This is a genomic window from Stenotrophomonas sp. TWI1149 (genome assembly GCF_039673155.1).
Taxonomy (GTDB): Bacteria; Pseudomonadota; Gammaproteobacteria; order Xanthomonadales; family Xanthomonadaceae; genus Stenotrophomonas; species Stenotrophomonas maltophilia_AA.
The window spans coordinates 1-19,766 of sequence record NZ_JBDJLB010000019.1; the positions used below are offsets into that span (position 1 = coordinate 1).

At 68.3% G+C, this 19,766-nt stretch carries 15 protein-coding genes; 10 read left to right on the plus strand and 5 right to left on the minus strand.

Features of this window, described 5'->3' with window-relative positions; translation table 11 throughout:
* Positions 1–507: 507 nt before the first annotated feature.
* A complete protein-coding gene (gene tyrS / locus ABE424_RS18360) occupies positions 508–1,719 on the minus strand; it encodes a tyrosine--tRNA ligase (RefSeq protein WP_176987767.1) in 1,212 nt (403 codons plus the stop codon).
* A 168-nt stretch (positions 1,720–1,887) separates the two neighbouring features.
* Between tyrS and ABE424_RS18365 the strand changes: the two genes are divergently transcribed.
* Positions 1,888–3,351 carry a peptidoglycan DD-metalloendopeptidase family protein gene (locus ABE424_RS18365; protein ID WP_346492562.1) on the plus strand — a complete coding sequence of 488 codons (1,464 nt, stop codon included), beginning with the start codon at positions 1,888–1,890 and terminating at the stop codon, positions 3,349–3,351.
* A gap of 66 nt (positions 3,352–3,417) precedes the next feature.
* Complete coding sequence (locus ABE424_RS18370; RefSeq protein ID WP_346492563.1) at positions 3,418–4,545, plus strand: anhydro-N-acetylmuramic acid kinase; 1,128 nt, start codon at positions 3,418–3,420, stop codon at positions 4,543–4,545.
* A 67-nt stretch (positions 4,546–4,612) separates the two neighbouring features.
* Here ABE424_RS18370 and ABE424_RS18375 read toward each other — a convergent pair whose 3' ends face one another.
* The 3 genes from ABE424_RS18375 to ABE424_RS18385 form a co-directional block, all read right to left on the minus strand.
* The gene (locus ABE424_RS18375) at positions 4,613–4,840 is read right to left on the minus strand and encodes a hypothetical protein (protein ID WP_319209555.1); all 228 of its coding nucleotides are present in this window, start codon (positions 4,838–4,840) and stop codon (positions 4,613–4,615) included.
* An 81-nt stretch (positions 4,841–4,921) separates the two neighbouring features.
* A complete protein-coding gene (locus ABE424_RS18380) occupies positions 4,922–6,217 on the minus strand; it encodes an MFS transporter (protein WP_346492564.1) in 1,296 nt (431 codons plus the stop codon).
* Positions 6,214–7,014, minus strand: coding sequence for an exodeoxyribonuclease III (locus tag ABE424_RS18385; RefSeq protein WP_176987762.1), 801 nt, complete (start codon positions 7,012–7,014; stop codon positions 6,214–6,216). Before ABE424_RS18385 ends, ABE424_RS18380 begins: the two co-directional genes overlap by 4 nt.
* Before the next feature lie 207 nt (positions 7,015–7,221).
* Between ABE424_RS18385 and pyrE the strand changes: the two genes are divergently transcribed.
* The 8 genes from pyrE to ABE424_RS18425 all read left to right on the plus strand — a co-directional run bounded on the left by pyrE (position 7,222) and on the right by ABE424_RS18425 (position 17,225).
* Positions 7,222–7,881: an orotate phosphoribosyltransferase gene (gene pyrE, locus ABE424_RS18390; RefSeq protein WP_176987761.1), complete on the plus strand. Its 660-nt coding sequence runs from the start codon at positions 7,222–7,224 to the stop codon at positions 7,879–7,881.
* 15 nt (positions 7,882–7,896) lie between these two features.
* The gene (locus tag ABE424_RS18395; RefSeq protein ID WP_346478389.1) at positions 7,897–8,559 is read left to right on the plus strand and encodes a hypothetical protein; all 663 of its coding nucleotides are present in this window, start codon (positions 7,897–7,899) and stop codon (positions 8,557–8,559) included.
* A 713-nt stretch (positions 8,560–9,272) separates the two neighbouring features.
* Entirely contained in the window at positions 9,273–9,365 is a 93-nt protein-coding gene (locus ABE424_RS18400; RefSeq protein ID WP_019183961.1) for a potassium-transporting ATPase subunit F, read from the plus strand.
* A 12-nt stretch (positions 9,366–9,377) separates the two neighbouring features.
* Positions 9,378–11,096, plus strand: a complete 1,719-nt coding sequence (gene kdpA / locus ABE424_RS18405) for a potassium-transporting ATPase subunit KdpA (RefSeq protein WP_346492565.1) — start codon at positions 9,378–9,380, stop codon at positions 11,094–11,096.
* Positions 11,097–11,107: 11 nt separating this feature from the next.
* A complete protein-coding gene (gene kdpB / locus ABE424_RS18410) occupies positions 11,108–13,159 on the plus strand; it encodes a potassium-transporting ATPase subunit KdpB (RefSeq protein WP_346488296.1) in 2,052 nt (683 codons plus the stop codon).
* Entirely contained in the window at positions 13,156–13,827 is a 672-nt protein-coding gene (kdpC, locus tag ABE424_RS18415; protein ID WP_346492566.1) for a potassium-transporting ATPase subunit KdpC, read from the plus strand. Before kdpB ends, kdpC begins: the two co-directional genes overlap by 4 nt.
* 37 nt (positions 13,828–13,864) lie before the next feature.
* Positions 13,865–16,525, plus strand: coding sequence for a sensor histidine kinase KdpD (locus ABE424_RS18420; protein WP_346492567.1), 2,661 nt, complete (start codon positions 13,865–13,867; stop codon positions 16,523–16,525).
* Complete coding sequence (locus ABE424_RS18425; protein ID WP_319209582.1) at positions 16,506–17,225, plus strand: response regulator transcription factor; 720 nt, start codon at positions 16,506–16,508, stop codon at positions 17,223–17,225. Before ABE424_RS18420 ends, ABE424_RS18425 begins: the two co-directional genes overlap by 20 nt.
* A gap of 193 nt (positions 17,226–17,418) precedes the next feature.
* Here the strand turns inward: ABE424_RS18425 and ABE424_RS18430 are convergent, their stop codons facing one another.
* Complete coding sequence (locus ABE424_RS18430) at positions 17,419–19,761, minus strand: phosphomannomutase/phosphoglucomutase (RefSeq protein ID WP_346492568.1); 2,343 nt, start codon at positions 19,759–19,761, stop codon at positions 17,419–17,421.
* Positions 19,762–19,766: the final 5 nt, after the last annotated feature.

Consider the following 19,766-nt stretch of genomic DNA (forward strand, 5'->3'; position numbering starts at 1 on the left):
CTTTAAAACAATTGATATGTTGCTTGATCAAACGTCTGCAAGATGGACATACATCCTTCCTGCAGGCGCCTTCACAAGATACCTGCGCATACTGTCAAAGAACTTGGGAGTTGGCCTCAGCGCCTTCCTCTGTGTGCCCCGACGTTTCCGTCGTTGCGAGCCGCCCATTATAGACCGGCTTATCTGCTTCGTCAACACCTTTTTTCAAGGCCGTTTCACCGTAGTGAAGCGTTGTTGCCGATGCCGCTTCGTCGTTTGCCCCGAGAGGCTTTCGTCGTTGCGAGCCGCCTATTATGTCAGGCTTTTCGTTTCCGTCAACACCTTCTTTCGAAGTAGTTGAAGTCCTGTTCCTTCGCGGTTGCCGCCTTGCGGTGGCCCCTGCGTCGGGGGAGGGAAAGTATGTCCCTATCGGAGCCGTTTGTGAAGGGGGTACGTGACATTTTTTCACGTTGCCGCCCTCCCATTCATGCTGAAAGGGGTCCGGATCGCCCGAACCCCTTGTGCCGCTTAGGCGGCGACCAGCAGCACGCGTGCAAAGGTGCGCTTGCCGACCTGCAGCAGGCCCTCGAAACCGGGCACGAACACCTGCTGGGCGTCATCCACCACCTCGCCGTCCACCTTCACTGCACGCTCTTTGAGCTTGCGCGAGGCCTCGGAGTTGCTCGGGGTGAGGCCGGCAGCGGTCAGCAGTGCGCCAATACGCAGGCCCTCGGCCGGAATGACCACTTCCTGCAGCGGCAGCAGGGTCACATCGCCCTGCCCGGTGACGGCGGCGTTCCAGCCGGCAATAGCCTGCTCGGCCGCGGCGGCGTCATGGAAGCGCGTGGTCAGCTCACGTGCCAGGCGCAGCTTCACCTCGCGCGGGTTCAAGCCGCCGGCGTCGACCTGCTCGCGCAGGGCCTTGGCTTCGGCCTGGCTGATATCAAAGGAGAGCAGCTCGATCCAGCGCCACATCAGGTCGTCGCCGATCTTCATGGTCTTGGTGACGATGTCGATGGCCGGTTCGCTGATACCAATATAGTTGTTGAGCGACTTGGACATCTTGGCCACGCCGTCCAGGCCTTCCAGCAGCGGCATGGTCAGCACGATCTGCGGCTTCTGCCCGTAGTGCTCCTGCAGGCCACGGCCCATCAGCAGGTTGAACTTCTGGTCGGTGCCGCCGAGTTCGACGTCCGCTTCCAGCGCGACCGAGTCGTAGCCCTGGACCAGCGGGTACAGGAACTCATGCAGCGCGATGGACTGCTGGGCGGCATAGCGCTTGGCGAAGTCGTCGCGCTCGAGCATGCGCGCCACGGTGTGCTGGCCGGCCAGGCGGATCATGTCGGCCGCGGCCATCTTGCCGAACCACTCCGAGTTGAAGCGCACTTCGGTCTTCTCGCGATCCAGCACCTTGAAGACCTGGTCTTCATAGGTACGCGCATTGGCCAGCACATCTTCCTTGGTGAGCGGCTTGCGGGTGACGTTCTTGCCCGAGGGGTCGCCGATCATCCCGGTGAAGTCGCCGATCAGGAAGATCACCTGGTGGCCGAGGTCCTGGAACTGGCGCAGCTTGTTCAACAGCACGGTATGGCCCAGGTGCAGGTCCGGGGCGGTGGGGTCGAAGCCGGCCTTGACCCGCAGCGGGCGGCCGCTTTCCAGACGCTGGCGCAGCTCGTCGGATTTGAGGATCTCATCGGCGCCCCGCCCGATCAGGGCGATGGCTTCTTCAATCGAGGACACGTGACAACTCCCGGCAATGCCTTATTTATATGAATGACGTTAAGTACAAGTTAACCGCAGGTGCTTCACAAAAGCCAATAGGCACAAGGGTTTGACGCGGTATTTATACCTGTCTATGTTACCGACGTTTGGGCCCGCGCTCCCGGGCCAGCCAGGAACAGACCGACGATGCTCAATTCCGATCAAGGCCGCGCGCGCAAGCAGCGCTTCAAGGAACGTCTCCACGTCCTCCACGACACCGCCCTCCATCGGAAGCTCAAACAGCATCTTCCCGCGGCCTTCAACCAGCGCTGGACCCGCCGCCACTGGATGCACGCCAGCCTGTTCGCCACCATCGGCGCCCTGGTGGCCACGATCGTCCCCGGCTTCTCGCACACCATCGACTCGCCCTACTCGGTCAGCCATTCGACCCTGGCGCTGCCGTTGCCGCCGCTGTCGCTGGAACGCCAGCAGCAGACCCCGGGCGACAGCTGGCAGGTGCTGCGCGTGCAGCGCGGCCAGACCCTGAGCAATCTGTTCGACCAGGCCGGCATCCCGGCCACGGTGATGCACCAGGTGCTGGAGCACCCGGGCGTGCGCGAATCGCTGACCAAGCTGCGCCCCGGCGCGGAGATCGCCTTCGACCTGCCGCTGTCCGGTGAGCTGCGCACGATCCGCTTCGACCGCGATGCCGACAACCGCGTGGAGCTGTCCCTGGCCGGCGACAAGATCACCGAAACGGTGAGCAAGCGCGAGAGCTCGACTCGCCGCGTGGTCGCCAGTGGCGAGATCACCAGCTCGCTGTATGCCGCCGCGCGCAAGGCGGGCCTGTCGCCCTCGGCGATCGCGACGATGACCGACGAGATCTTCAAGTACGACATCGACTTCTCCAAGGACCTGCAGCCGGGCGACCGCTTCAGCGTGGTGATGGATGAAACCTGGCGCGAAGGCGAGAAGGTGGACACCAGCAAGATCCTCGCGGCGACCTTCAGCTCGGGCGGCAAGACCTACAGCGGCTTCCGCTTCGACCGCAACGGCAAGTCGGAGTACTTCGATGCCAGCGGCCGGCCGCTGAAGAAGAGCTTCATCCGCATGCCGATCCAGTTCGCGCGGCTGAGCTCGACCTTCGGCGCGCGCAAGCACCCGGTGCTGGGCAAGATGCGCATGCACAAGGGCGTGGACTACGCCGCGCGCACCGGCACCCCGATCATGGCCGCCGGCGATGCCCGCGTGCAGTTCGCCGGGACCCAGCGCGGCTACGGCAACGTGGTGATCCTGGACCATGGCCGCGGCCACACCACGCTGTACGGGCACATGTCGCGGTTCGGCAAGATCAAGACCGGCCAGCGCGTGGCGCAGGGCACGGTGATCGGCTACGTCGGCTCGACCGGCCTGGCCACCGGCCCGCACCTGCACTACGAATTCCGCGTCAACGGCGTGCACCGCAACCCGCTGTCGGTGACGATGCCGCCGCCGGAGCCGCTGCAGGGCGCCGAGCTGGCCGCCTTCCGTGCGCAGACCGCCCCGGCGCTGGCGCGCATCCAGGGCATGGAGAAGCTGATCTACGCCGATGCCAGCCCGGCACCGGACGCCAAGGCCGCCGATACCGCCACGGCGAAGGCCGGCAAGCCGGTCAAGTCCAACCGCGGCTGATCGCATTGATTGACGGCGGCAACGGGTTGCGCGGAAGCTGCACGCAACCCGTTGGACCGCCTGGCCATGACCTCTGCTGTTGATCCCACTACCCCGCTCTACCTGGGCCTGATGTCCGGCACCAGCGCCGACGGCATCGATGCCGCGCTGGTGCAGTTCCCCGCCGAGGGCGGCTGCCGCTTTGTCGAAGGCCTGACCCACGACTGGGATCCGGCGATCCGCGCCGAGCTGATCGCGCTCGGCGAGGGCGGCACCATCACCTCATTGGACGCGCTCGGCCGGCTCGATGCCCAGGTCGGGATCACCTTCGCCGCGGCCGCCAACCGCCTGCTGGACAGCGCGCGGGTCGACCGCACCCGGGTGCATGCGATCGGCTCGCATGGGCAGACCGTGCGCCACCGGCCGCTGGCCGATCCCGCCTTCACGATGCAGATCGGCGACGCCAACCGCATCGCCGAACTCACCGGCATCACCACCGTGGCCGATTTCCGCCGCCGCGATGTGGCGGCCGGCGGGCATGGCGCGCCACTGATGCCGGCCTTCCACCTGGCGATGCTGGGCGACAGCGATGAAGACCGCGCCGTGCTCAACCTGGGCGGCATCGGCAATCTCACCCTGATCCCGCGCGACGGGACACCGCGCGGCTTCGATACCGGCCCGGCCAATGCGCTGATGGATGCCTGGTGCCAGCGCCATCGCGGCGCACCGTTCGATGCGGATGGCGCGTTCGCCGCCAGTGGCCAGGTCGATGCGGCGCTGCTGGCCCGCTGGCTGGCCGATCCCTGGTTCGCGCTGCCACCGCCGAAGAGCACCGGGCGCGAGCAGTTCCACCTGGACTGGGCGCAGGCGCAGCTGGGCGAGGGGCAGGTCTCCGGCGCGGACGTGCAGGCGACCCTGCTGGAGCTGACCGCCGCGACAGTGGCCGATGCACTGCTGGCGCATCTGCCGAGCGCGACGCGGGTGCTGGTCTGCGGCGGTGGCGTGCGCAATCCGCAGCTGCTGCGGCGCCTGCGTGCGCGGCTGCCGGGCGTGGTGATCGAATCCAGCGCGGTGCACGGGCTGGATCCGGATTACCTGGAGGCGATGGGATTCGCGTGGCTGGCGCAGCGCACCCTGGCCGGATTGCCCGGCAACCTGCCGAGCGTGAGTGGCGCGCGGGGTCCGCGCATTCTCGGGGCGATCCACCCGGCCTGAGTGGCCACGGCGGCGGGCGCTGCCCTGCGGCTGTGATCGCCGATGCGCCGTCCGGTGCTTGCCGCCGTTACAGCCCCTGCGCGTCCGGCAGGGCCTGCAGGGCCGCGATGGCAGCGGCCAGCGCGTCGACCTCGGGATCGTGGAAGCCGCTGCGGACCTCCAGTTCGCTGGCGAACAGGCCTTGTTCCAGCAGCGCCATGCAGGTGTCCTCGCGGGTCCAGCCGCGGGCGGCCGCGATCCGGCGGATACGTTCCAGCAACAGCGGGTCCACATCCCGCAGCAGTAGATCAGCCATCGTTCTCCCCGTTGGCGTGATGCCGTCCCCACGGCCGTTGTGCCGGCATGATCCAACAGGCCCTGCCGGCACGCAAACCGCTTATGCCGTGCTGCGGTCCCGGATCCGCGGCCACAGCCAGATCAGCAGCAGCAGGGTCGGGATGACCGTGGTGGCGCTGAGGATGAAAAAGGTGCTGTAGGAGCTCGCTTCGACGATGTAGCCCGAGACACCGCCGACGAACTTGCCCGGCAGGTTCGCCAGCGAGACCAGCAGCGCGTATTGGGTGGCGGTGAAGTTGCGGTCGGTCAGTGACGACATGAAGGCGACCAGCACCGTACCGGCAAAGCCCTGGAACAGGTTGTCCGCGCTCAGCGCCGCATAGAACGCCCACAGCTGGCCCGGGTTGTGCGCCATCAGCAGGAACGCCAGGTTGGACAGCGCCACCCCCAGCGCGGCGACCAGCAGCATGCGGCGGAAGCCGAACGCGGCCACCGCGATGCCGCCGAGGAACGCGCCGCCGATGCCCATCCACACGCCGAACAGCTTGGAGACGGTGGCGATATCGGCCTTGGTGAAGCCCGAATCCAGATAGAACGGACCGGACATCACCCCGATCACCTGGTCGGGGAATTTGTAGAGCCCCACGAACGCCAGCAGCGCCAGCGCCAGCGCCACGCCGTTGGCGCTGAAGAAGCTGCTGATGGGCTGCCAGAACGCGCCGAAGAAATCGATCCGGCGCTGGATGCGCACTTCCGGCTGGACCGGTTCGCGGCAGACCAGCGTGGTGATGATGGGCAGCAGCATCAGCGAGGCCATGGCCAGGTAGGCCACGATCCAGCCTTCGAACTGCGCCAGGTAAAGCGCGCCCGCGCCGGCCAGGATCAGGCCGATGCGGTAGCCCAGCGTGTACGTGGCGGCCAACGCCGCCTGCGCGCTCTCCGGGGCGATCTCGATGCGGTAGGCATCGACCACCGAATCCTGGGTGGCACCGGCGAAGGAGGCCACCAGCACCCACAGCACCAGTGGGGTGACGCCCAGCTCGGGACGGACGAAGGCAAGTGCGAACAGTCCGCCGGTGACGCCGACCTGCGAGGCCAGCAGCCAGGAACGGCGGCGGCCGAGCGCGCTGACCAGCGGGAAGGCGTAGCGGTCGATCAACGGTGCCCAGACGAACTTCATCAGGTAGAAGAAGCTGGCCAGGCTGATCAGGCCGATGCTCTTCAGGTCCAGGCCCACATCGCGCAGGCGGGTGGACAGGGTCTGCGAGGCGATCAGCAGGAACGGCAGGCCGCTGCCGAAGCCCAAGAAGGCCATCGTCAGCGCCGAGGGCGTGCCGAAGGCGCGCTTGATCCCGGCCCACCCCTTGTAGGACACCGGCGCGTCCGCCTCGGTCATGGGGCGTAGTCCACCGTGAACGGGGCATGGTCGGAGAAGCGCTCATCGCGGTAGACCGAGCAGCTGCGCAGGCGGTCGCGCAGGCCCGGGCTGACGAACTGGTAGTCGATGCGCCAGCCCACGTTGTTGGCGCGGGCCTGGCCGCGGTTGCTCCACCAGGTGTAGTCCTCGCCCTGCGGGTGCAGCAGGCGGTAGGCATCCGTCCAACCCTGGCCGGCCGCGAGGTCCAGCGCCTGGTCGGCGTCCACGCACTGGCCGTTGAGCCAGTCGCGCTCGGGCGGCAGGCAACCGGAGTTCTTCTGGTTGGACTTCCAGTTCTTGATGTCCAGCGCGGAGCGCACGATGTTCCAGTCGCCGCACAGCACGTAGTCGCGGCCGCTGGCCAGCCAGCCGGCCAGGATCGGGCGCAGCCATTCCATCACTTCGTACTTGAAGCCCTGGCGCAGGTCGCCCGAACTGCCCGAAGGGATATAGAAGGAGACGACGCTGAGATTGCCGTAGCGGGCCTCGATGTAGCGGCCTTCATCGTCGAACGGGGCCCAGCCCAGCGAGGTGATCACCTGGTCCGGCTCGCGCTTGCTGTAGATCGCCACGCCGCTGTAGCCCTTCTTGGTGATGGCGTCGCGGTAGAAGCAGTGGTGGCCGTCCGGGCGGAACATCGGGTCGGTCAGCTGGTCTTCCTGGGCCTTGGTTTCCTGGATGCACAGGACATCGGCGTCCTGGGCGCGGAACCACTCGAGGAAGCCCTTGGTGGCGGCGGAACGGATGCCATTGGCGTTGAAACTGATGATGCGCATGCTGACCCGGGTCTGGAACGATACCGGCAAGAGCATACCGTTTCGGCCCTTGCAGGGGCTGGCTGGAAACGGACGCGGGTGGCCTGCCCCGGTGCGCCCCGGGATCGTCTCGCCACCCTGTGCGACACCGGGCCGCAGGGGCCGGCGAGCGGAAAAATGCAGACATGCATTAGGATTTGCGCTCCAAATGAATTGAATTGAGTCTTGATGAGCGACCATCGCCACCGTTTCCTGCAACTGGCCCTGACCGCCGATGCCCTGCGTTTCGGCCAGTTCACCCTGAAGTCCGGCCGTCTGAGCCCCTATTTCTTCAATGCCGGCCGGTTCGACTCCGGCGCGCGCATGTCGCAGCTGGCGGCCTGCTACGCCGATGCCGTGGAAGCCACCGGCCTGAAGTTCGATGTCGTGTTCGGCCCGGCCTACAAGGGCATCCCTCTGGCCACCGCGACCGCCTGTGAATTCGCCCAGCGCGGCCGCGACCTGCCGCTGTCGTTCAACCGCAAGGAAGCCAAGGACCATGGCGAAGGCGGCAACCTGATCGGCGCCGACATGAACGGCAAGCGCGTGCTCATCGTCGACGACGTGATCACCGCCGGCACCGCGATCCGCGAAGCGCTGGCGATCATCAAGGGCGCCGGCGGCACCCCGGCCGGCATCGTGGTCGCGCTGGACCGTCAGGAGATCGCTTCGGAGACCGACCCCCGTTCCGCCGCGCAGGCCGTCGCCGAAGAAGCCGGGATTCCGGTGGTCGCGGTGGCCACGCTGGCCGACCTGCTTGATTTTGCCTCCGGAAATCCGGAACTTGTGGGCTACCGGCAGCCGCTGGAGGACTATCGTTCCCGCTACGGCAGCCGTCCTACGCGTTGAGAGCAGGGGGCTTTCATGTCCAGGTTTGCCACGTTCACCGTTGTCGGCCTGCTGCTGGCCGTGCCGCTGTTGCCTGCCCAGGCGCAGAAGCGCACGGCCGACGCGACGCCGAAAAAGCTGTACTGCTGGAACAAGGGCAGCGAGCGGATCTGCAGTGATGCGCTGCCCCAGGAGGCGGTGAACAACGCACGCGAGGAGTTCAACCTGCGCAGCGGCATGCGCAGTGGCGAAGTGCAGCGCGCGTTGACCGACGAGGAACGCGCCGATGTCGCGGCGCAGGCCGCGCAGCAGCGCCTGGACCTGGCCGCCGAGCAGACCCGCCAGCGCACCGAGCAGGCGATGCTTGCGACGTACGAGAGCGAGGACGACCTGCGCCGGGTGTTCGCCGAGCGCAGCGGGATCCTGGACAACAACATCCACACCGCCAGTTACAACGTGGCCAGCGTGCGCGATGCGCTGGTCACGCTGCTGGCCGGCGCGGGCAACCGCGAACTGGATGGGCAGCCGGTGTCGGAGAAGCAGGCCGAGCGCATCCGCGCGCGGCACGCCGAGCTGGTGACGCAGCGGCGCATGCAGGCCTCGTTCGAGCAGCAGCGCCGGGCACTGGACGTGGAGATCGAGGGCACGCTGCAGCGCTATCGGTTGCTGAAGGGCGTGGGGAGCGATCCGCGCGGGTGATGGTGGCTGTGCGATGGCGTTGAAACGAAGGCGGCCTTTGGGCCGCCTTTTTTGGTTCCTATCCTCGTGGCAGGTACGAAGCGCGCTCTGAACTTTTCCGGAAGCGGGGGCGGTGGGTTGGTCGGGCGCCGGGGCGCGATGCCCTTGTCGGCGAATGTCCCCCGGTGCCGGCCTGCGGCCGTCCCCTCCTCCTTGATTTCGCCCACAAGGGCATCGCACCCCGCGTATCCAGACCATTGGCGCCCCACTGAAAGCCCAGGGTTGCAGCACGCGCACCACACGCGAGCCCTGTAGCGGTGGGTAGGCTCCTGGGCAAAATCAAGGAGGAGGCCGTCGCCGCCAGGCGGCGGCCGGGGGACATTTGCCGAGGGGCCTACCCACCGCTGCGGGGCCCTCACACTCGCGACAAACCTGAGCGGAGACGCCACCGGATCCACCCTCCGGCGGAGTTCCCAGGCCAGACGTACACGGCCGTGCGCATCTGCGTTGCCGTGGAGTGAGGCGCTCCGATCCATGAGGCGAAGCACCTTTTTATGCACTTTTTACGCGGGGCGCCGGTTTGGGGCGTGGAGCGTTTATGCCGGGCAGGCAGACCATGAGCGCCTGACGTGGAGTGGTTCCACCTGGACGTCCCATGAGCCTGTATCTGCCTGTCTTCCCCGCCGGTGCCCCGTGCACCGCGCGCTCCCTTTCCCGCGTTTGAGGCCACGACCATGTCTGCCTGGCTTTCCCTGCTGTGCGGCGTGCTGGTGCTCGTTGCCGCCGCCTACCTGCTCTACGTCGTGCTTCGGCCCGAAACCTTCTGACCGGAGCCGACCATGACCGAGATCCTGTTGATCCTGCTGGCCAGCATCGTGCTGGCCTTTCCGCTTGGGCTGTATCTCGCCCGGGTGATGCGCGGTGGCCCGATGCGCGGCGACGCGCTGTTCGGGTGGATTGAGAAACCGCTGTACCGGCTGCTCGGGGTGAACCCGGCGCGCGGCATGTCCTGGCGTGGCTACGTGGGCGCCTTCCTGCTCAGCAACGTGGTGATCGCGGTGCTGGTGCAGGCGGTCTTCATGACCCAGGCCTGGCTGCCGTTCAATCCCGACCAGATTCCCAACATGCGCTGGGATACCGCGCTGCACACGATGGTGTCGTTCCTGACGAACACCAACCAGCAGCACTATTCGGGCCAGGCGCAGCTGTCCTACTTCTCGCAGATGACCGCGATCACCGGCCTGCAGGTGGTGACGCCGATGATGGGCCTGGCGCTGGTGGTGGCCACCCTGCGTGCGCTGTTCGGCGCGCGTCCCGAGGACGTGCCGGCCGAACAGGCCGCGCTGCTCAGCGCGGACCGTCGGGTCGATGTGGGCAACTACTACGCCGATGTGGTGCGCGCCAGCGTGCGCTTCATGCTGCCGCTGTGCCTGCTGTGGGCGGTCCTGCTGACCAGCCAGGGCGTGCCTTCGACGCTGGCGGCCGGTCCGCAGGCGACGCCGATCGATGCCGCGGCCGGCATCGAGACGCAGAAGCTGCCGCTCGGCCCGGTCGCGGCGATGGTCGCGGCCAAGCAGCTGGGCACCAATGGCGGTGGCTGGTACGGCCCCAACAGTTCGATGCCGCTGGAGAACCCGACGCCGCTGTCCAACGCACTGGAACTGATCGGCATCCTGCTGATCCCGATCGCGGTGATCTTCATGCTGGGCGCGTTCACCGGGCGCAGGCGCCTGGCCGGGCTGGTATTCGGCTGCATGCTGGCGATGTCCAGTGTGTCGGTGGCCGCCACCGTGTGGCTGGAGGGCCATTCGGCCACCGCGGCCAGCCCGCTGCTGATGGAAGGCAAGGAAGTGCGCTTCGGTGCCGATGGAACGGGCCTGTGGGCGGCGATCACCACCCAGGTCTCGAATGGTTCGGTCAACGGCATGCATGACTCGCTCAGTCCGCTGGCCGGCGCCATCCCGATGGTCAACATGCTGGTCAATGCGATCTGGGGCGGCATCGGCTGCGGCCTGCAGCAGTTCATCGTGTACCTGCTGCTGGGCGTGTTCCTGGCCGGGCTGATGACCGGCCGCACCCCGGAGCTGTTCGGTCGCAAGCTGGAAACGCCGCAGGTGCGCCTGCTCGCGCTGCTGGTGCTGCTGCAGCCGATCACGATCCTGGGCTTCACCGCGCTGACCCTGGCGATCCCGTCGATCACCGGCACCTCCAACCCCGGCTTCCACGGCATCAGCCAGGTGTTCTACGAGTACACCTCGGCGTTCGCCAACAACGGCTCGGGCTTTGAAGGCCTCGGCGATGCCACGGTGTGGTGGAACCTGAGCTGCACCCTGGTGCTGCTGCTGGGCCGTTACCCGGTGCTGGTGATCCCGTTGATCGTGGCCGCGCAGCTGGCGGCCAAGCGGCGTGCGCCGGAATCGGCCGGCACGCTGCAGATTGAAACCCCGACCTTCGCGCTGACCCTGATCGCGCTGATCGTCATCCTCACCGTATTGCAGTTCATGCCGGCGCTGGTGCTGGGCCCGGTCGCCGACCACCTGTCGCTGACGCAGCACTGAGACCTCCTTCCATGAGTACGTATCCGTTGAACGTTTCTTCCCACCGCCGCCAGCGCCTGCTCGATGGCGCCGGCTGGCGCCGCGCCCTGCGCGATGCGGTGATCAAGCTCTCGCCGCGCCATCTGCTGCACAGCCCGGTGATGGCCGTGGTGATGGTCGGCACCGTGGTCAGCGCGCTGGTCACGGTGACCGGCAACGCACCGCTGGGCTTCGGCCTGGCGGTCACCGCGATCCTGCTGCTGACCGTGCTGTTCGGCAACTTCGCCGAGGCCGTCGCCGAAGCGCGTGGCCGTGGCCAGGCGGCCTCGCTGCGGCGTGCCCGCCAGGACCTCAGCGCGCGTCGGCTGGCCGCCGCGCATGCCGGCGCCAGCGAGACCCAGGTGCCGGCCGCCGAGCTGCGCCCGGGCGACCATGTGATCGTCAGTGCCGGGGAGCTGATTCCGGCCGATGGCGAGATCGTTCAGGGCCTGGCCACCATCAACGAAGCCGCCGTGACCGGTGAATCGGCGCCCGTGCTGCGCGAGGCCGGCACCGACCGCAGCGGTGTGATCGGCGGCACCAAAGTGCTCTCCGACCAGATCATCGTGCGCATCACCGCCGAGCCGGGGCACAGCTTCCTGGACCGGATGATCGCGCTGGTGGAAGGCGCGAACCGCCAGAAGACCCCGAACGAGGTCGCCCTGACCCTGCTGCTGGCGGCGATGACGCTGACCTTCCTGGTGGTGGTGGCGACGCTGCCGGCGATCGGGGCGTTCGTTGGCGTGCAGGTTGATCCGCTGCTGCTGATCGCGCTGCTGGTGTGTTTGATCCCCACCACCATCGGTGGGCTGCTGCCGGCGATCGGCATCGCCGGCATGAACCGCGCACTGGCCGCCAACGTGCTGGCCAAATCCGGCAAGGCGGTGGAAGTGGCCGGCGACGTGGATGTGCTGCTGCTCGACAAGACCGGCACCATCACCTACGGCGACCGCCAGGCCACGCATTTCCATGCACTGGCCGGTATCGATGCCAGCCAGCTGCGCGAGGCGGCGCTGCTGTCCTCGTTGGCCGACCCGACCCCGGAAGGCAAGTCGGTGGTGCGGTTGGCGCGTGAGCAGGGCTGCACCACCGCCGAGCCGGACCGCGCGGAGTATCTGGCGTTCAGCGCGCAGACCCGCATGTCCGGCGTGGACCTGGACGGCGGCCGCCGCATCCGCAAGGGCGCCTCCGATGCGATCACCGCGTATGTGCGTGAGCTGGGCGGCACGGTGCCGTCGGAGCTGGCGGGGCGCGTGGAGCAGGTGGCACGCAACGGTGCCACCCCGCTGGTGGTATGCGAGGGCCGCCACGTGCTGGGCGTGATCGAGCTGTCGGACGTGGTCAAGCACGGCATGCGCGAGAAGTTCGCGCAGCTGCGGGCGATGGGCATCCGCACGGTGATGATCACCGGCGACAACCCGCTGACCGCCGCCGCGATCGCGGCCGAGGCCGGTGTGGACGACTACATCGCCGAGGCCCGCCCGGAAGACAAACTCGCCCGCATCCGTGCCGAGCAGGCCGGCGGACGCCTGGTGGCGATGGTCGGCGACGGCACCAACGATGCCCCAGCGCTGGCCCAGGCCGACATCGGCCTGGCGATGAACTCCGGTACCCAGGCCGCCAAGGAAGCCGGCAACATGGTCGATCTGGATTCGGATCCGGCCAAGCTGCTGGCGGTGGTCGAAGTCGGCAAGCAGCAGCTGATCACCCGCGGTGCGCTGACCACCTTCTCGCTGGCCAACGACGTCTCCAAGTACTTCGCGATCCTGCCGGCGCTGTTCGCTTCGACCCTGCCGGCGATGGCGGCGTTGAACGTGATGCACCTGTCCAGCCCGCGCAATGCGGTGCTGGCGGCGCTGATCTTCAATGCCCTGGTGATTCCGGCGCTGATCCCGCTGGCACTGCGCGGGGTGCGCTTCCGCCCGGCCACGGCGACCGCGCTGCTGCGCCGGAACATGCTCGTGTACGGGCTCGGCGGTGTGCTGCTGCCGTTCGCGGCCATCAAATTGATCGACCTCTTCCTTGTCTCGGTGTTCGGCGCATGAACCGCTCGCTTGCTACTTCCGTTCCCCGTCCGGCGCGCATCCGCGCTGCCGCCTCTACCCAGCTCCAGCAGAACAGCGCCTGGCGGCCGGCCCTGGTGCTCGGCGTGAGCAGCCTGCTGCTGCTCGGCCTGGCCTATGCCGTGGCCACCACCAGCGTGAGCGGACTGCTGTTTCCGGCGCAGGCCGAGGGCAGCCTGCTGCTCCGCGAGGGGCAGGTGCGCGGCTCGCAGCTGATCGCCCAGCCATTCGTCGGCGATGGCTACTTCCAGGCCCGGCCATCGGCCGCCAACTACGATCCGATGGCGGCCGCCGGCAGCAACATGGCGCGCAGCAACCCGGCCCTGCGGGAACGCGTGCAGGCCGCGATCACCGCGGTGGCCGCGCGCGAGGGCGTGCCCGCCGTGCAGGTGCCCGGCGATCTGGTCACCCAGTCCGGCGCGGGCATGGATCCGGAGCTGTCGCCGGCAGCGGCGCAGGTGCAGATCGCGCGCGTGGCGCGCAGCCGTGGGCTGCCGGTTGACCAGGTGGCGGCGCTGGTGAAGGCGCATACGCTGGGCCCGCAGTGGGGCGTGTTCGGGCAGCCACGGGTGAACGTGATGACGTTGAACCTGGCCTTGGATACGCAGGATGGGCAGCCGGGCAGCGCCCGGCTCTACGGAACGCGTTGATGCGCTGCGTACCGTCCCGGGCGCACAATCCCCGCCCATGAGCGACTCCCGTACCCGCCAGGCCGATGCCCTGGCCGACAGCCTGCAGCGCGAAGCCGGCGGCAAGCTCACCGTGTTCCTGGGTGCGGCACCGGGCGTTGGCAAGACCTTCAGCATGCTCACCCGCGCGCACGAACAACTGCGCCGCGGGGTGGACGTGGTGATCGGGCTGGTGGAAACCCACGGCCGCGCCGAAACCTCGGCGCTGCTGGCGGGATTGCCGCAGGTGCCGCTGCTGCAGCGCGAGTATCAACAGCACGCGCTGGACGAGATGGACCTGGATGCGGTGCTGGCGCGTCGCCCGGCGCTGGTGCTGGTCGACGAACTGGCGCACCGCAACGTGCCGGGCAGTCGCCATGAGCGGCGCTGGCAGGACGTGATGGAACTGCTCGATGCCGGCATCGATGTGTGGACCACGGTCAACATCCAGCACCTGGAGAGCCTCAATGACGTGGTCATGCGCATCACCGGCGTGCGGGTCAGCGAGACGGTGCCCGATGCGGTGCTCGACCGCCTGCATGACATCGTGCTGGTGGATCTTCCGCCGCGCGAGCTGATCGAGCGGCTGCAGCAGGGCAAGGTCTACGTGCCCGAACAGGCGGCGCAGGCGCTGCAGGCGTTCTTCTCGCCGGCCAACCTGACCGCGCTGCGCGAGCTGGCCATGCAGGAAGCGGCCGACCGCGTGGACAGCAGCCTGCGCGAGACCCGCGCCGCGCGCGGTGAAGGCAACCTGCCACTGCGCCGCCGCGTACTGGTGGCGATCGATGGCGGTGGCCAGAGCGAGTACCTGGTCCGGGTCGGCCGGCGCATCGCCGAACGGCGTGATGCGCCGTGGACGGTGGTGACGGTGCAGGCGCGCGCGCACGACGAACAGACCCGGCGCGAGATCGATGCCGCCTTCGCTCTCGCCCGGCGCCTCGGGGGCGAAGCCGAACTGCTGCATGGCTCCAGCATTGCCGATGCCCTGCTCGACCATGCCGCACACAATGGCGTGTCGACGCTGGTGCTGGGGCGAACCCGGGAGCGCCCGCTGGCGCGCATGCTCAACCGCACGCTGACCCAGCAGCTGATCCGGCGCGGCGCGCATTTCGAGATCACCATCATCGGCACGCCGCAGGCGCGAGCGCGTGCGCGCCGGTCCGGCCTGTCCCTTCCCAGCCGCAGTGCCGGCAAGGACGCGCTGCTGGCGCTGGGCGCCACTGGCGCCGCCTGCCTGGTGGCGCTGGTCGCCGAGCGCTGGATCGGGCTGTACGACCTCTCGATGGTGTTCATCGTGGCGGTGGTGATGGTCGCCGCGCGCAGCCGCACCAGTGCGGCGGTGATCGCGGCCGCACTGTGCTTCCTGGCCTACAACTTCTTCTTCATCGCGCCGCGCTTCACCTTCGCGATCAGCGCGCGCCAAGGCGTGATCACGGTCTTCCTGTTCCTGGCGGCCGCGTTGGTGGCCGGACGGCTGGCCTCGCGCCTGCGCATGCAGGTGGTGGCATTGCGCGCCGCCAACCGGCACGCGCATGCGCGCCAGGCGCTGGGCCGGCAGCTGGCCAGCGCGCCCAGCAACGAGCAGGTCGCGCAGGCCGGCCGTGAAGCGCTGGAACAGGCGATGGATGCGCCGGCATGGCTGCGCATCGGGCAGTACACCAGCGCCAGTGGCAGCGCCGCACCGGGCGACACCGATCTGGCCGCCGCCGACTGGGCACACCGGCATGGCCAGCCCAGCGGGCGCTTCACCGATACGCTGGCCGGCGCCGGCTGGTGGTTCCTGCCGCTGCTGGACGGCGACGACCGCGCGATCGGCGTGGCCGGCATGCGCTTCCCGCGCGAGGCCCCGCGGTTGACGCCCGAGCAGCGCCAGCTGGCCGAGGCGATGGTGGACGATATCGCGCAGGCTGCGCTGCGCACCCAGCTGGTGGCCGATCTGGAGAAAGCGCATGTGAGCAACGAGACCGAGCGGCTGCGTTCGGCGTTGCTGTCCTCGGTCTCACATGACCTGCGCTCGCCCCTGGCGGCGATGATCGGCTCGGCCGACAGCCTCTCCAGCTATGCCGATGCGATGGATGCCAGCGATCGCCGCGCCCTGCTGGACACCATCCTGGTCGAAGGCGAGCGCCTGGACCGCTACATCCAGAACCTGCTGGACATGACCCGGCTCGGCCATGACGGCCTGCAGATCAACCGCGACTGGATCGGCGTGGATGAGCTGGTCGGTTCGGCCGCGCGCCGCCTGCAGCGCTATCAGCCCGATGTGCTGCTCAAGCTGGATATTCCGGCTGCGCTGGCCCCGATCTGGGTGCATCCGGCGCTGGTCGAACAGGCGGTGTTCAACGTGATGGAGAACGCGGCCAAATTCTCCCCGCCCGGCGCGGCAGTGGAAGTGCAGGCGCGGCTGGTCGAAGGCGAGCTGCGCATCGATGTGCTCGACGCCGGCCCCGGGATTCCCGACGAAGAGCGGGCGCGCATCTTCGACATGTTCTACAGCGTGGAGCGTGGCGACCGGGGCCGGCACGGCACCGGGCTGGGCCTGACCATCTGCCAGGGCATGATCGGCGCGCATGGCGGCAGCGTGCAGGCGCTGCCGGGGCGCGACGGACGCGGTACCCTGATCCGCATCACACTGCCCTTGCTGCATCCCCACCCTGCCGATGACAACGACGATTCCTGAGGCTTCCCACGGCGTGCCCCCGGCGCGCGTGCTGGTGATCGACGATGAAGCGCAGATCCGGCGCTTCCTGGAGATCAGCCTGCGCGCGCAGGGCTACCGCGTGTCCCAGGCCGCGACCGGCCAGGCCGGGCTGGAAGCGCTGGTCGGCGAAGGGGCGGACCTGGTCATCCTGGATATCGGCCTGCCCGACATGGAAGGCCATGAGGTGCTGGGTGAACTGCGCCAGTGGAGCCAGGTGCCGGTGATCATGCTGACCGTACGGGCCAGCGAGACCGAGAAGGTGCGTGCGCTGGATGCCGGCGCCAACGACTACGTGACCAAGCCGTTCGGCACGCAGGAGCTGATGGCGCGCGTGCGCGGGCTGCTGCGCTCGCGCACGGTGTCCAGCGAGGGCGTGCTGCCGCAGTTCGACGATGGGCACCTGCATATCGACCTGGTCCGGCGCGAGGTGATGCTGGACGGTGCGCCGGTGGCGCTGACGCGCAAGGAGTACGCGCTGTTGTCCCTGCTGCTGCGCAATGCCGGGCGGGTGGTGACCCAGCCGCAGATCCTGCAGGAGATCTGGGGGCCGACGCACCAGCACGATACGCATTACCTGCGCATCCTGGTCGGCAAGCTGCGCCACAAGCTGGGCGATTCCGCGCTGGATTCGCGGTATCTGTTCACCGAGCCCGGCGTGGGTCTGCGGTTCAAGGGGTGATCAAAGGCATCCACGCATGGCGTGGATGTCCATGCGCGTGGATGCAAGGTAGTGCCGGCCGCTGGCCGGCTCCACGTCACGTTCAAGGAATGCGAAGGGCCGGCCAGCGGCCGGCACTACCGCTGATCGCCAGGGTAGGTAGTACCGCTGATCGCTGCGGTAGGTACCGACCGTTGGTCGGTACCCACGCAGATCAGAAGCCCAGCGCCACACCCGGCAGCAACGGCTGCAGCTGCGCGCGGAACAGCGCCTTGATGCGCTCCAGCGCGGCCTCGTCATCGGCCTCGAAACGCAGCACCAGTACCGGGGTGGTGTTCGACGCACGCACCAGGCCCCAGCCATCGGGGAAGTCGGCACGCAGGCCATCGATGGTGGACAGGCGCGCGCCGGCGAACGGCGAGTCCTCCACCTGCACCGACGACACGAACAGCGACACCAGGGCATGCGGCGTGCCCGCGTCGACCGGCACCTTCAGCTCGGGGGTGGAGACGCTGTCGGGCAGTTCGTCGAGTACCTCCGACGGCGTCTCCTCGCGCTGGGCCAGGATCTCCAGCAGGCGCGCGGCGGCGTACAGGCCGTCGTCGAAGCCGAACCAGCGCTCCTTGAAGAAGAAGTGCCCGCTCATCTCGCCCGCCAGCTCGGCGTCGGTCTCGCGCATCTTCGCCTTCATCAGCGAATGGCCGGTCTTCCACATCAGCGGGCTGCCGCCATTGCGCAGCACGTAGTCGGACAGCTTGCCGCTGCACTTCACGTCGTAGATCACCAGCGCGCCCGGGTTGCGCATCAGCACGTCGGCGGCGAACAGCATCAACAGACGATCCGCGTAGATGATCTTCCCTTCGCGGGTGACCACGCCGAGGCGGTCGCCGTCGCCATCGAAGGCCAGGCCGAGGTCCGCATCGAAACGCTTCACGGTCTGGATCAGGTCTTCCAGATTGTCAGGATCGCTCGGGTCCGGATGGTGGTTGGGGAAGGTGCCGTCCACATCGCAGTACAGCGGAATGACCTCGGCACCGATCGCTTCCAGCAGCGGCTGGGCGAGCTCGCCCGCCACCCCGTTGCCGGCATCGGCGACCACCTTGAGCGGGCGGTCCAGCTGCACGTCATCGGCAATGCGCTGGATGTAATCGGCGTTGACCTCGCGGGTCTGGAAGCTGCCCGGTTCGGACGCCACGTGCAGCTGGCCATCGCGGATGCGGTGGTACAGCTCGGTGATCGCATCGCCGGACAGCGTTTCGCCACCGACCACGATCTTGAAGCCGTTGTAATCGGGCGGATTGTGGCTGCCGGTCACCGCCACGCAGCTGCCCGCGCGCAGGTGGTAACTGGCGAAGTACACCACGGGGGTCGGCGCCAGGCCGATGTCGGTGACGTTGCAGCCGGCGCGGCGCAGGCCTTCGATCAGCCCGGCGGTGAGCTCGGGGCCGGAGAGGCGGCCATCGCGGCCGACCACGATGTCGCGCAGGCCCTGGACCTGCAGCACCGAGCCGATCGCCTGGCCGATCAGGGCGGCGACCTTCGGGGTCAGCTCGCGGCCGACAATGCCGCGGATGTCGTACGCGCGGAAGATCTCGGCCGCGACCGCCTCGCCCGGGACGGACGGCGGTGGCGGCGTCGCGTCGTCAACGCGTTCGACGGCGGCCGCCGCCAGCGGGGCCTGGGCCAGGCTTTCGCTCAGGGTCGGGCCGGTGTCGGTGGCACTCTCGGCCGCACCGCGGCGGCGCGGCAACGGCACCTTGCCCTTGCCCAGCACCAGCAGCCCGGCGATCAACAGCAGCAACACGGCGACGATCGCACTGGGGATCGCCCCCAGCCCCAACGGACCCGGTTCGATATCCGGCACGGCGGCGGACAGACGCAGCCCACTGCGCCCGATGGGGCGCGCCAGCGCTTCAGCGCCGCCGGACAGCCCGCGGCTGCCCTGTTCGACGACGTTGTGACTGCCCTGGCGCAGGGCGAGGTAACCGTCGCCCGGCACGGCGACCTTGTCGAACACACCGGTCAGGCGCAGCAGTGGCTGGCGGATATAGACGACGGCCGCGCCCTGCGGGCCGAGATCGATCGCCGCCGCCAGACCAAGACGTTGCCCGCCGGCATCACGCACCACGCGGGCGACCGGCGCGTTATCGGCGATGGCCGCTTCGAGCAGCGCCAGGCGCGAGTAACCGAAGGCCTTCGGATCGGCGTAGGCCACATCCAGATCGGCGGTGAGGATCTGGACGTCCTCCACGCCCGGCCAGCCTTCGCGAATGGCGACGGCGGCCGCCTGGGCGTTGCCGCTGGCCAGTGCAGTTGCAACGCGCTCGGTCTTGAGCAGCGTGGCCAGTTTGCCGAGCTGCCCGGTCAGGGCCGTCTGCAGGCCCTCGACCACACGGTCGCGCGACTGCTCAAGCTCCGCACCCACGGCGGCCTGGCGCCACTGGCGCACACCGCTCCACCCGAACCAGACCGCCAACAGCACCAGCAGCACGGCCAACAGCGGCACCGAGCGCCCTGTCGTCCACTGCGGCCGTCCTTCCGCCTTCGCCTTGCTCATGAAGC

Bases quoted from the DNA above. Each gene is read 5' to 3' on its own strand.
- ABE424_RS18365 (WP_346492562.1), top strand. From the start codon at position 1,888: ATGCTCAATTCCGATCAAGGCCGCGCGCGCAAGCAGCGCTTCAAGGAA.
- ABE424_RS18370 (WP_346492563.1), top strand. From the start codon at position 3,418: ATGACCTCTGCTGTTGATCCCACTACCCCGCTCTACCTGGGCCTGATG.
- ABE424_RS18375 (WP_319209555.1), bottom strand. From the start codon at position 4,840: ATGGCTGATCTACTGCTGCGGGATGTGGACCCGCTGTTGCTGGAACGT.
- ABE424_RS18380 (WP_346492564.1), bottom strand. From the start codon at position 6,217: ATGACCGAGGCGGACGCGCCGGTGTCCTACAAGGGGTGGGCCGGGATC.
- ABE424_RS18385 (WP_176987762.1), bottom strand. From the start codon at position 7,014: ATGCGCATCATCAGTTTCAACGCCAATGGCATCCGTTCCGCCGCCACC.
- pyrE (WP_176987761.1), top strand. From the start codon at position 7,222: ATGAGCGACCATCGCCACCGTTTCCTGCAACTGGCCCTGACCGCCGAT.
- ABE424_RS18395 (WP_346478389.1), top strand. From the start codon at position 7,897: ATGTCCAGGTTTGCCACGTTCACCGTTGTCGGCCTGCTGCTGGCCGTG.
- ABE424_RS18400 (WP_019183961.1), top strand. From the start codon at position 9,273: ATGTCTGCCTGGCTTTCCCTGCTGTGCGGCGTGCTGGTGCTCGTTGCC.
- kdpA (WP_346492565.1), top strand. From the start codon at position 9,378: ATGACCGAGATCCTGTTGATCCTGCTGGCCAGCATCGTGCTGGCCTTT.
- kdpB (WP_346488296.1), top strand. From the start codon at position 11,108: ATGAGTACGTATCCGTTGAACGTTTCTTCCCACCGCCGCCAGCGCCTG.
- kdpC (WP_346492566.1), top strand. From the start codon at position 13,156: ATGAACCGCTCGCTTGCTACTTCCGTTCCCCGTCCGGCGCGCATCCGC.
- ABE424_RS18420 (WP_346492567.1), top strand. From the start codon at position 13,865: ATGAGCGACTCCCGTACCCGCCAGGCCGATGCCCTGGCCGACAGCCTG.
- ABE424_RS18425 (WP_319209582.1), top strand. From the start codon at position 16,506: ATGACAACGACGATTCCTGAGGCTTCCCACGGCGTGCCCCCGGCGCGC.
- ABE424_RS18430 (WP_346492568.1), bottom strand. From the start codon at position 19,761: ATGAGCAAGGCGAAGGCGGAAGGACGGCCGCAGTGGACGACAGGGCGC.